This window comes from Acidisoma sp. 7E03 (genome assembly GCF_054665075.1).
In genome coordinates this window covers 166,891-179,231 of record NZ_BAAFHE010000011.1, presented here as the reverse complement: position 1 = coordinate 179,231, position 12,341 = coordinate 166,891, and the positions used below count along the sequence as shown (strand labels likewise).

Annotated in this window: 8 protein-coding genes; 5 read left to right on the top strand and 3 right to left on the bottom strand. The window is 68.3% G+C overall.

The annotated features are described in order from the left end of the window. The 3 genes from ACYQ6W_RS17525 to ACYQ6W_RS17515 are packed head-to-tail and all read left to right on the top strand — an operon-like array spanning position 1 to position 3,241. Positions 1 to 948 (top strand): ABC transporter permease, encoded by a 948-nt coding sequence (locus tag ACYQ6W_RS17525; RefSeq protein WP_459677082.1) that lies wholly within the window; start codon positions 1 to 3, stop codon positions 946 to 948. Then, on the top strand, positions 945 to 1,757 hold the full coding sequence (locus ACYQ6W_RS17520; RefSeq protein ID WP_459677081.1) for an ABC transporter permease: 813 nt from the start codon (positions 945 to 947) through the stop codon (positions 1,755 to 1,757). Before ACYQ6W_RS17525 ends, ACYQ6W_RS17520 begins: the two co-directional genes overlap by 4 nt. Then, entirely contained in the window at positions 1,754 to 3,241 is a 1,488-nt protein-coding gene (locus ACYQ6W_RS17515) for an amidase (RefSeq protein WP_459677080.1), read from the top strand. The genes ACYQ6W_RS17520 and ACYQ6W_RS17515 overlap by 4 nt, the downstream gene beginning before the upstream one ends. Here the strand turns inward: ACYQ6W_RS17515 and ACYQ6W_RS17510 are convergent. The 3 genes from ACYQ6W_RS17510 to ACYQ6W_RS17500 all read right to left on the bottom strand — a co-directional run bounded on the left by ACYQ6W_RS17510 (position 3,231) and on the right by ACYQ6W_RS17500 (position 6,382). Then, positions 3,231 to 4,247, bottom strand: coding sequence for a P1 family peptidase (locus ACYQ6W_RS17510; protein ID WP_459677079.1), 1,017 nt, complete (start codon positions 4,245 to 4,247; stop codon positions 3,231 to 3,233). The two genes, ACYQ6W_RS17515 and ACYQ6W_RS17510, sit on opposite strands and share 11 nt — an antisense overlap. A 7-nt stretch (positions 4,248 to 4,254) precedes the next feature. Beyond that, positions 4,255 to 5,157, bottom strand: a complete 903-nt coding sequence (gene speB / locus ACYQ6W_RS17505) for an agmatinase (protein WP_459677078.1) — start codon at positions 5,155 to 5,157, stop codon at positions 4,255 to 4,257. Between the two features lie 91 nt (positions 5,158 to 5,248). Then, on the bottom strand, positions 5,249 to 6,382 hold the full coding sequence (locus ACYQ6W_RS17500; RefSeq protein WP_459677077.1) for a Hint domain-containing protein: 1,134 nt from the start codon (positions 6,380 to 6,382) through the stop codon (positions 5,249 to 5,251). Positions 6,383 to 6,824: 442 nt separating this feature from the next. Here ACYQ6W_RS17500 and mutS point away from each other — a divergent pair, with 442 nt between their 5' ends. Both mutS and ACYQ6W_RS17490 read left to right on the top strand, forming a co-directional pair. After that, positions 6,825 to 9,494, top strand: a complete 2,670-nt coding sequence (gene mutS, locus ACYQ6W_RS17495) for a DNA mismatch repair protein MutS (RefSeq protein ID WP_459677076.1) — start codon at positions 6,825 to 6,827, stop codon at positions 9,492 to 9,494. A 2-nt stretch (positions 9,495 to 9,496) separates the two neighbouring features. Beyond that, positions 9,497 to 12,295, top strand: coding sequence for a [protein-PII] uridylyltransferase (locus ACYQ6W_RS17490; RefSeq protein ID WP_459677125.1), 2,799 nt, complete (start codon positions 9,497 to 9,499; stop codon positions 12,293 to 12,295). The last annotated feature ends 46 nt before the right edge of the window (positions 12,296 to 12,341 follow it).

Genomic DNA, 12,341 nt, shown 5'->3' with positions numbered 1-12,341 from the left:
GTGACGCGCTTTCTGCTGCGGCGCTCAGGTTCGCTCCTCGCCTCTCTGATCTTCGCCTCCGTCGTCGTCTTCGTCGTGCTGCAGATCCTGCCCGGCGACCCGGCCCTCGTCATCCTGGGGCCAGATGCGCGGCCGGATACGCTTGCCGCCTTGCGTCACCAGCTCGGCCTCGATCTGCCGGTGTGGCTGCGCTATCTGCACTGGGCATCGGGACTGCTGACCGGCGATTTCGGGCGCAGCATCGCCTATGACGCGCCGGTCTCAGCGCTCATTTTGCAGCGCATTGCCGTCACCTTGCCGCTCGCCGTCATGGCCATGCTCCTCTCGGCCCTCATCGCCATCCCGCTCGGCGTTTGGGCGGCGGCTCGCCGCGGCCTCACCGATGGCGGCATCATGGGCGTGACGCAAGTTGGCATCGCCATTCCGGACTTCTGGCTCGGCCTGCTGCTCGTCCTGCTCTTCGCGGTGCATTTCGCCTGGTTCCCCGCCGGCGGCTTTCCCGGCTGGTGGCACAGCGTCGGTGGCTCGCTGCGGGCGCTTGTTCTGCCGACGGTGGCACTCGCCATTCCGCAGGCGGCGATCCTCGCCCGCGTCACCCGTGGCGCCGTGCTCGACGTCGGCCAGCGCGACTTCCTGCGCACGGCGCGTGCCAAGGGACAGGCGGAAGGCGCCATCCTCTGGCGGCATGCCGTGCCCAACGCCCTAATTCCCGTCACGACCCTGATGGGATTGCAATTCTCCTTCCTGCTCGCGGGCACCATCATCATCGAGAACGTCTTCACCCTGCCGGGCCTGGGCTCGCTGCTCTTCCAGGCGATCGGTCAACGCGATCTCGTGCTGGTGCAGGATCTCGTCCTGCTCTTCGCCGGGCTGGTCATCGTCATCAACTTCCTGGTCGACGTGCTGAACGCCGTGCTCGACCCCCGGCTCGTGGCGAAGCACGCATGAGCCGGTTGCGTCTCGCCTTGGGTGGCGGCATCACCGCCGTCATCCTGCTCGCAGCCCTCGTCTCCGTCGTCTGGACCCCCTACGTGCCGACCGCGATCGACATCCTGCACCGTCTCAGCGGGCCAAGTGCTGCGCATCCCTTCGGGACGGATGCCTTCGGGCGCGATACGCTGTCGATGATCATGGTTGGGGCGCAGAACTCGCTGCTGGTGGCGGTCGTCTCGGTGGCACTCGCGGCGGCCTTGGGCATTCCCGCCGGACTGATCGCGGCCGCCCGCGGGGGCTGGGCGGAGGAGGTGCTGATGCGTGGCGCCGATCTCACCTTCGCCTTTCCCGCGCTGCTGACGGCCGTGATGATCACGGCGCTGCGCGGCCCCGGCGCCTATACGGTGATGATCGCCATCGGCATCTTCACCGCTCCCGTCCTCGCGCGCGTCACCCGCACGGCCGCGGGCGTCGTCTGGGTGCAGGACTATACCCGCGCGGCGCGCGCGCTCGGGCGTGGCCGCTTCACCACCACCTGCCTCCATGTCCTGCCGAACATCCTGAGCGTGCTGATCGTGCAGATCACCGTCCAGCTCTCCCTCGCCATCCTCGCCGAGGCCGCGCTCTCCTTCGTCGGCCTCGGTGCACAGCCGCCCGCCCCGAGCTGGGGCCGCATGCTCAACGACGCTCAGACCTATATCTACACGGCGCCGTTCCTGACCCTCTTTCCAGGCGTCGCGATTGCCTTCACCGTCTTCGGCCTCAACATGCTGGGCGACGGGCTCAGAGACGCATTCGACCTCAGACGACGGAGACGCGCATGACCGCACCCTGGACGGTGCAGACGCTCGCGGCAGCACTCGCCCGGGGCGACACCTCGGCGGAAGCCGTGGCCGAACAGTCCTTGGCCCGCATCGCGGCGGAGGACGGGCGGCTCAACGCCGTCATCAGCCCGAACCCGCATGTTCTGGAGGAGGCGCGGGCGATCGACGCGCGCCGTGCCGCAGGCGAACCGCTGGGGCCCCTGGCCGGGGTGCCGGTGCTGGTGAAAGACACGATGAACATGGCCGGCCTGCCTACGACCGGCGGCTGGTCCAAGCTCTCGGCGCGTGCCGGAGGGGTGGATCTAATACCGTCGCGGGACAGTGCGGTGGTCGCCCGCATGCGGGCGGCGGGCGCGCTTTTGCTTGGCAAGACCAATGTGCCGGTGATGAGCGCCTCGGGCACCAATGCGAATGACAGCTGGGCCGGGCCGACGCTGAACGCGATCGCGCCCGAACGTGCCCCCGGCGGCAGCAGCGCGGGGTCCGCCACCGGTGTCGCCGCCGGCTACGCCGTCATCGGCCTCGCCGAGGAGACCGGCGGCTCCATTCAGAATCCGGCAGCGGCGCAGGGCCTGGTCGGCATCAAGCCGACTTTCGGTCTCGTGCCCAATTCCGGAGTCATGCCGCTGGCCGGCAGCACCCGCGACGTGGTGGGGCCGGTCGCCATGACGGTCGCTGACGCCGCGATCGCACTCGACGTCCTGGCCGGCTACACGGCGGACGATCCGAAGACGGTGGCGGGCATCGGTCGCCGCCCCGAAGGCGGCTATGCGGCGGCTCTGCAGCCCGGCGCGCTCAAGGGCAAGCGCCTCGGCCTCTACGGGCCCGGCTGGCGGCATGGTCCGCTCGGGCCGGACACCGCGGCGCTCTATGCCCAGGCCTGTGCCTTCCTCACCGCACTCGGCGCCGAACTGGTGGAAGACCCGTTCGCCGGCACCGGCGTCGCCGATCTCGCCCGCTTCGTGACGGCATTGCCCTATGATCCGCGCGGTGAGGAAGCCGTGGTGCACGACCTCGACCGCTATCTCGCGGGCTTCGGGCCGTCTTCCCCCATTCACTCGCTCGAAACCTTGCGGGCGGTGACCGGCGCCGATCCCTTCGATCCTGCGGGGCCGCTGGGCTATCTCTGGGAGATGCCGTCCTTTCCGCGCCTCGTCGAAACCTATCGAGAGGTGCCCGATCTGTCCGAATTCCTCGCCGCGCGGGAATCCTATCTGCGGATCTTCGACCGTGTGATGGCCGAACACCGGCTGGACGGGATGGTGATGCCGCAAACCCGCGCCGAGCCGCCGTTGCTCATGGCGCCCGAGCCGATCCTGGAGACCGCCGTCTCCGAGATCAACATCGCGGGCTTGCCCGGCGTCACCGTGCCGGCCGGGCTCTACCCTTCGGGCGCGGGCTTCGGCTTGCTCTTCGTCGGCCCCTTGTGGAGCGAGGCGCGGCTGCTGGGCTTCGCGGCCGAGGTCGAAGCCATCACATGGTGAAACGGTCCTTCCAGGCAGGAAGCGCCTCGGGATAGGGCAGGGCGGTCGCCTCATAGACGCCTCGGGCGATGCTGCGCGCCACCACGAGGGTCGCGGCGAGGCAGAGTTGCGTCAGCACCTGCGGATCGACGGGTGCGCCGTGCCCGGTGCTCGCCGCGAAGATGGTGTCGCCGTCGAAGGGCAGGTGCGTGCCATGGATGGCGCGCGCGAGGCCATCCTGCCCGGCGATGGCCAGCCGCTTCGCCTGCGCCTTGCTGAGCGGCGCATCGGTCACCACCAGGCCGATCGTGGTGGCCGTCGCCGGTTCCTCGTCATCGTCCTCCGCGGTCAATCCCTTGAGCCGGGGCTTGAGGCTGTCCTCCGGCCAGGGCAGGGTCGGGAGGCCGAGGCCGCCGAATTCGCCGTCCCGCTCGAAGGGCGCGGCCCAGAAATGCGGCCCGGCGCCGACCAGTGGATTGCCAACCGGATTGGCGATGGTGAGCGCCGCGATGCGCGAGCCCCCGGGCAGCTGGAGGCTGGCAGAGCCGAGGCCACCCTTGACCAGCGGCGTGGTGGCGCCGGTTCCGCCGCCGACGGTGCCGAGGGCGAAGTCTCCTGCCGTCGCGGCCTCGGCGGCCGTGAAGCCCATCTCCCGATACGGGGAGAAGCGGCCCCAATCCTTGTTGCCCCCATTCAACAGATCGAAGCAGATCGCCTGCGGCACGATGGGGACGTGGACGCCCGCGAAGATGGTGCCGCGCTTCTGCGCGCGGAACCAGGCCTGCATGCCGCCCGCGGCGTCCAGCCCGAAGCAGGAACCGCCGGAGAGGCAGATACCGTCGACATGGCCGATGGTCATCTCCGGTTCGAGCATCGTCGTGTCCCGGCTACCCGGCGCGCCCCCCAAGGTGCTGACGGAGGCGACGGCCGGCTCATCGAAGAGGATGGCGGTGACGCCCGAGCCGAGAGTGAGGTCGGTCGCGTGCCCGACCTGCAGGCCTGGCACGTCGGTCAGCAGGTTGCGCATGCCGGGCTCAGGCATTCGGCCGGCCGAGGAGTGCCAGATATTCCCACATGACGGTGGCAGCGGCGAGCGCGGTGATCTCGCTCACGTCGTGTGCCGGCAGTACCTCGACCACGTCCATGCCGATGAAGGAGATGTCGGTGAGGTGGCGCAGGATCGCCTGTGTCTGCCAGGTGGCGAGGCCGCCGATCTCCGGTGTACCGGTGCCGGGCGCGAAGGCCGGATCGAGGCAATCGACATCATAGGTGAGGTAGGTCGGCACGTTGCGGCCGACGACCTGGTGGATGCGGCGCGCCACCGCCTCGATCCCCATGGCATGGACGTCCTGCGCCGACAGCACCGTGACGCCGCGCGACACCGTCCAATCCCAAACATAGCGCTGCACGGGAGAGCGGATGCCGATCTGGATCATCCGCCGGGGATCGACCAGGCCTTCCTCGATGGCGTGGTAGAAGACCGAGCCGTGGCCGTAGACCTGGCCAAAATTGTCGTCCCAGGTGTCGAGATGCGCGTCGAAATGGATGAGCGACAGCGGCGCGCCTTCGCGTTTGCGCAGCGCCCGCAGCAGCGGCAGGGTGATGCCGTGTTCGCCGCCCATCGCCAGCAGGTGCGGGATGGCGGAGGCCTGTTCTTCGATCAAGGCGAGGCTCTTGGCGAGATCACCGAGGGCAATTTCAAATTCGCCCATGTCGGCGATCGGCATCTCGTTGACGTCGGTCCAGAAATGCGGGTGTTCGCCATCCACCAGCATGCGGCTGGCCTGGCGGATGGCGCCTGGGCCGGAACGAGCGCCGGCACGGTTTGTCACGCCGATGTCGAGCGGAATCCCCGCGACGGTGAAGGTCGGCCCGGGGCCGGTCAATGACCGCCCGAGAAATCCCGGCGCTGTCGCAAAGGTTGGAAGTCCCGCCATCTCTCATCCCCTGTCGTTGCGTGCCCGCAGCCAGTCGCGTGGCTGCGGTGCCTGCATAGCGCAGGGGCGGAAGACTGGCGACCGGGGCCGTTCAGGCGAGCCGCGAATCCTTCAGCGCCGCTCGCTGCTGCGGCCGCACACGGGGTTTGGCGCGCCGCGCGGGAGTGGCCTCCTCGGCCTCGCGACAGGGGAGGGGGGAGGCATCGGTCAGCAGCGCATGCAGCTTTACCGCCTGCTGCTCCAGCCAGGCGATGACGCGTTGGGCTTCCGTCAGATCGGCGCCGTTGATCATCGCCGCGAGGTCGAGCCCGGCGAGCGCTTCGGCGGGGCCATGGGCCGGCAGGACCGCAGGCATGCCGGGAAGCGGCAGGCAGTCCGCGGCACGGCGGGCGATCAGCCGGTGTGCGCGAGAGGGGGCGAGCCGGCGGGGCAACTCGGCGTGGAAGGCGTGCCGGCCATCCCCCATGCCAGCGCGGCGCAGATCCCCGCGGAACTGGTCGGCCAAGACGACGGCGATGATTTCATCATGGTCGAGGATTTCCAGGACCACGGGTTCATCGGGATGATCCGGCAGCCAGGCCCAGCCGGAGACAGAGGCATGGTCCGCCCATTCCAGGCGCCCGCGCAGCGGGCCACCTTGGGGGCGCTCCATCAGGTCGGGCTCAACGATGCCGGCGCGGAGCGCGATGCGCGCTCGCACCCGCTCGACCACCGGGCCGGACTGCAGGATGGGGGCGCAGGTGCGGAACGCCGCGGCGGAGGCCTGGGGCGGATCGTCGAAGACGGAACTCATGAACATGGCGCGGTCGCCGCGGTCGACATAGGTCTCCGCCGGCAGATCCTCGGCCAGCACCACCGCATGCATGGGCACTTCGATATTGTAGTAGGCGACCGGGTCCATCTCCTCGCAGCGAGTGATGGAGATGCCGTTGACCAGCGCTTCGGCCGGAATGAGCGCACCGTCGATAAAAAGGTTATGGAAGGGCGAGACGTAGAGATCCCGCGAGGGCACGCCGTCGTCCAGCGCACCGACCTGGATGCGGATCGGAATGCCGCTCGGATTGAGGCGGAGAAAGGCCCGGCCGTAAATCCGGTGGCCAATCCAGCGAATGGGCTGGACGCCATGGCCGACGGTGAAAACTTGGTCCCCCAGGCGCAGTTTCTCGACCCGCACCCGACCGCGCGTCGTCAAAATCCGCGTCCCGCTGCAAAAACTCGCACCCATGGCAGGTTTACGACCTCATTAGCAGGCTGCGCCGCCCGGAACCCCCGGGAGGAGGCTTGAGGATGAACATGCCACGAAATTCTGATTATTTTTGTTTTCGGGCAAGGTCATATTGCGGCTTCGATACAAAAAAAGTCAATTCCTACGAATGGAATTCTATGAATGGCGTGCGTTTTGACTCTTTCTTCACACTAAAGTCTTCCAAATTGTCAAACTTGACACCACGAAATCCTTTGCACACCAAAAAATCGTTCACTCTGATCTTCCCAGTTTCACCCTCTAGCCGTCTCCGCGCCATGATGCGCATCAAAATTTTTAAAATTCGACGAAGGACCTCCGGGTGAAGCCTTGATGGCGTCTTATCCTCCCATGCGCACTAAGGATGCCCCAACCCCCAACCGGCCACTTCGCGGAACAGCTCCGGGCGGTTAGACCTTAGGTCATGCAGATTCCGAGCGCCGCCGGCGCCACCCCCTCCATGGCCCAGTGGTTCGCGATGAAGGCGGATCACCCGACGGCCCTGCTGTTCTTTCGTATGGGCGACTTCTACGAACTCTTCTTTGCGGATGCCGAAGCCGCGGCCGCTGCGCTCGACATCGCGCTGACCGCCCGGGGGGAACATGGCGGCCAGCCTATCCCGATGTGCGGCGTGCCCGTCCACGCGCGGGATGCCTATCTCGCCCGGCTCATCCGCCGCGGCTTTCGCGTGGCGCTGGCCGAGCAGATGGAGGATCCCAAAAAGCGCGCCGGCAAAGGGCCGCTGAAGCGGGAGGTGGTGCGCATCATCACCCCCGGCACCCTGACCGAGGAGGCGCTGCTCGAAGCCGCTCAGCCCAATCTGCTACTGGCCTTGGTGGAGGAGGAGAAGCCGCGCGGGCGCGCCGCCGCCGATCCGCCCCTTGGCGCCGCCTGGCTCGACATTTCGACTGGCCAGTTCGAAACGGCTCACCTAGCGCGGGCGGATCTGCCTTCCCTGCTCGGGCGCCTGGATCCTGCCGAAGTTCTGGCGCCCCCCGCCGTAGCGCTGGGAGCGTGGGAGGAGCGGCGTGCGGTCGGCGACCCGCCGCTCGCGCCGGCGCCGGACGACGCCCGGGCGCGGCTTGCCCGCACCTTCGCGGTCGCCAGCCTCGACGCCTTCGGGACCTTCGCGGATGCGGAAGCGGTGGCGGCTGCCGTCGCCCTCGACTATGTGCGGCTGACGCAGGCCGGCCGCCTGCCGCATCTCGCCCATCCTCGCCCGCAGGGCGAACGCGGTGTGCTGGCGATGGATGCGGCGACGCGAGGCAGCCTCGATATCAGTGAGGCACGCGCTGGCGGCAGCGGCAACCACACCCTGCTCGCGGCGGTCCGCCGCACGCTCACCCCCGGCGGCACGCGCCTGCTCGCGGCCTGGCTGCACGCGCCACTGACGGACGCCGCTGGCGTGCGCGACCGCCAGGATGCCTGGGATTTCCTGTCGGCGCAGACGGCTCTGACGGAAGAGCTGCGCCTGCGGCTGCGCGCGGCGCCCGATCTGGCCCGCGCGCTCGGCCGCGTCGCCCTCGGCCATGGCAATCCGCGCGACCTCGCGGCGATCGGGACCGCGGTGCGGATCGCGGGCGAGATCGCGGACTTGCTGCCTGAGGCTCTGCCGCCACTGCTGGCAGGGGTCCGGGCGGCCTGCGGGGCGCTGCCGGAACTCGCCGCCCTGCTCGGACGCGCGCTCGCGGATCCGCCGCCCGTCCGCCTGGAAGACGGCCGCGCCATTGCCCCGGGCTTCGACGCGGAACTGGACGCCGAGCGCCGCTTGCGGGACGAGCAGCGCCAGATTCTGGGGGAGATCCAGGCGGAGTATGCGGCGCGCTACGGCGTGCCCAATCTCAAGATCAAACATCACGCGCAGTTTGGCTATCTGATCGAGGTCCCGGCCGCGGCATCCGAGAAGCTGCGCGCTTATCCCGAACTGGTGCTACGCCAGGGGCTCGCCTCCGGCGCGCGCTTCACGAGCACCGAGCTTGCGGAACTCGATCGCAAGATCGCCGCGGCTGCCGAACGGGCGGGCGCGCGCGAGCGGGTGGTTTTCGACGAGCTGGTGGCCGAGGTGATGGAGCAGCGGGCCGCACTCTCCGACTGTGCGGCGGCCCTCGCCCTGCTGGACGTGCTGCAAGGCGCCGCGCGTTTGGCCGAAACCGTGGGGTGGTGCCGACCCGAGGTGACGGAGGATGAAGCCTTCCTCATCCGCGGTGGGCGGCATCCGGTGGTGGAGGCGGCGCTCGCCGGTCGCGACCCCTTCATGCCGAATGACTGCGATCTTTCGTCGAGCCGTCGTCTGATGCTGCTGACTGGCCCCAACATGGCCGGCAAATCGACCTTCCTGCGGCAGAACGCCCTGATCGTCATCATGGCGCAGGCCGGCCTGCCGGTGCCGGCGGAAGCGGCCACCATCGGCATCGTCGACCGGCTTTTCTCCCGCGTCGGTGCGTCGGACGATCTCGCGCGCGGCCGCTCCACCTTCATGGTGGAGATGACGGAGACCGCGGCCATCCTGCATCAGGGCGGCCCGCGCAGCTTGGTCGTCGTCGATGAGATCGGCCGCGGCACCGCGACGCTCGATGGTCTGGCCATCGCTTGGGCAGTGCTGGAGGCCCTGCACAATACGATCCGCTGCCGCACGATCTTCGCCACCCATTTCCATGAATTGGCCCGATTGTCCGGCATAATGCCGCATCTTCAGCCCGCGACGATGCGGGTGAAGGATTGGAAGGGCAGCGTCATTTTCCTGCACGAAGTGACCAAAGGAGCGGCGGGGCGAAGCTGGGGCGTGCACGTGGCGGCGCTGGCCGGCGTGCCGCCGGCCGTCGTCAAGCGCGCCGGTAGTCTGCTCGCCAGTTTGGAGAAGGCTGGTCCGCTGACGCAATCGGCGGAATTGCCCTTGTTTGCGGCGGCCTCTCCGCAACATGATGATGAACGGGACTTGGCCGGGCCCGCGTCGCCGCAGGATCAGGATCCTCTGCGTCAGGCGCTGGCCGAGATCGACCCCGAGAACCTGACCGCGCGGCAGGCTCTGGAGTGCCTGTTTCGTTTGAAGGACCTGGTTTCTGGTGCCGCTGCGGCGGATTCCCTAGCATCGTGACAATGTCGAGCGCCAATTCACCTGTGAGCCCCACCCTGACCGACGCCCTGGCCGAGATTGCTGCTGCCGATGGGGCGATCCCCCGCGATGCGGCGCTGGCCGTCTTCCGGCGTCATCTGTCGCGCACCCAGCACCAATTGCAGCAAGCCTTCGAGCGCGACGAGATGACGGGCCTCACCGCGGCCGTCGCCCTCGCCGAGCATATGGACGTCGTTGTGCGCGCGCTGATGCACTACACGACCTCGGTCGCGCGGCCGCATGCGCCGGACCGCATGGCGGTGGTCGCCACGGGCGGCTTCGGCCGCGGTTATCTCGCCCCTTTCAGCGACATCGACCTGCTCTTCCTCACCGAAAGCGACCCTTCGGAGGAGACGCTCGCGGCGGTCGAGTTCATGCTCTACTTCCTCTGGGACCTCGGGCTGAAGGTGGGCCACGCCACCCGGTCGATCGAAGAATGCTTGGAGGAGGCCCGGGCAGACGCGACGGTCCGCACCAGCCTGCTCGATGCCCGCTGCCTCGTCGGTGAGGATGCGCTGTTCACCGAATTCCGCGCCCGCTTTCGGGCGGAATGCGCGGCGGCCGGCGCCGGGGAGTTCATCCGCGTCAAGCAGGCGGAACGCGCGGCCCGCCATCGCCGCTACGGCGACAGCCCTTTCCTCGTCGAGCCGAACGTCAAGGAAGGCCGCGGCGCGCTGCGCGACCTGCATTACCTGCACTGGATCGCGGCCTATGTCTTCGACATCGCCGATATCGAGGAACTACTTGCGAAGGACGGCCCCTTCGGGCCGATGCTCACGCTGCGGGAGGCCCGGCATTTCCGACGCGCGATGGATTTCCTCTGGACCGTCCGCTTCCATCTCCACTACATCGCCGGCCGACCGGAAGAGCGGCTGACCTTTGACCTGCAGCCGATCGTCGGCGCCCGCATGGGCTATACCCGGCACGGCGTGCAGGACGGGGTGGAGCGCTTCATGCGCCACTACTTCCTGACGGCGCGGGACGTGGCGCGCCTGACCCATGTGCTGGAGCCCGAAATCGTGCGCGTGGCGCGGGGCTCCCCGGCGCTCGTCGCGCCGACGGACCGGGCGCTGGAACAGGCAGGCCTGGCGCTCGCCGATGGCCAATTGCTTTGCGCCAATCTCGACGCCGCCGCGCATTCGCCGATCATCATGCTGCGTGTGATGCAGTTCGCGCGAGACCGGCATTTGCGCATCCATCCGCTTGCGCTCCGCTCCATGATCCGCAACGAGCGGCTGACCATCCAGCTGCGGCGGGACCCGCAGGCCATGGCGATCTTCATGGACCTGCTCTGCGGTCGGGACGGCGAGACCGGCCGATCGGACGGCGCGCGCTGGATGTCGCTGATGAACGAGACGGGCATCCTGAGCCGGCTCGTGCCGGACTGGGCGCGGATCGTCGGCCAAATGCAGTTCGACACCTATCACGTCTTCACGGTTGATGAGCATACGATCGAGGCGCTGCGCGTGGTGGCGGCGCTGGAGCGTGGTGAACTCACCGATGCGGCGCCCGTCGCCTCCAGCATCGTCGATCATCTGCAGTCGCGCCGCGCGCTCTACACCGCCGTGATGCTGCATGACATCGCCAAGGGTCGGGGCGGGGACCATTCCGTGCTTGGCGCCGAACTCGCGCTCAACATCTGCCCGATGCTCGGCCTTTCGGCGGAAGAGACCGAGATGGTCTCCTGGCTCGTGCTGCATCATCTGCTGCTCAGCCAGACCGCCTTCAAGCGTGACATCGACGACCCCAAGACGATTCTCGATCTCGTCGATACGGTCCAATCGCCGGAGCGGCTCAAGCTGCTGCTGGTGCTGACGGTTGCCGACATGCGCGCCGTCTCGCCGAAAGTCTGGAACGGCTGGAAGGCGACGCTGCTGCGCGAGCTCTACACCCGCGTGGCCGAGGTGCTGGCCGGCGGTCTCGCCACCACGGAGCGTGACGTGCGCGTGGCCCGCGCCAAGGAAGCCGCGGCCGAGCGGCTGGAGGACTGGACCGCCGAGGACATCGGCAGCTTCCTCGAACTCGGCTACCCGGCCTATTGGCTGAGCTTTGACCCGGCAACCCACGAGCGTCACGGCCGGATGATCCGCGAGGCGACCCTGCGCAATGCGCCGCTCAGCGTGCAGCACGAGGTGTTGCACAGCCGCGCGGTGACGGAGGTGACGGTCTATGCCGCCGACCATGCCGGCCTCTTCAGCCGCATCGCCGGTGCGCTGGCCATCGCCGGCGCCTCCATCGTCGACGCACGCATCCATACGCTGACCAATGGCATGGCGCTCGACACCTTCTGGATCCAGGATGCGAGCGGCGGCATCTTCAACTCGCCGCAGCGCCTCGCACGGCTCTCCGTGCTGATCGAGCAGGCACTGTCGGGCAGCCTGCGGATGGACAAGGAAATTCGTGGCCTGTCGGATGCGCTCCTCGGCCAGCGCATGCGGGCGATCCATGTGCCGCCGCGCGTGGTGATCGATAACCACGCTTCCAATACTCACACGGTGGTCGAGGTGAACGGGCGCGACCGGCCGGGCCTGCTGCATGACGTGACGGCGGCGATCACCGACCAGGGGATGCAGATCGCCTCCGCCCATGTCAGCACCTATGGCGTGCGCGCCATCGACGTCTTCTACATCAAGGACGTGTTCGGCCTGAAGGTGCAGAACGAGCGCAAGCTCGAGCATCTGCGCAGCGCCATTCTCGAAGCCTTGATGAGCGGGGACACGACGACACCGGAACCTGATGCCGAAAGCCTCGGCCGGGGTCGTCCGAAGGTCGACGCTGCCTGACGCGCCGCCTATATCCCTGAGGCGGACCGGCCATGGCGGCGGGCCC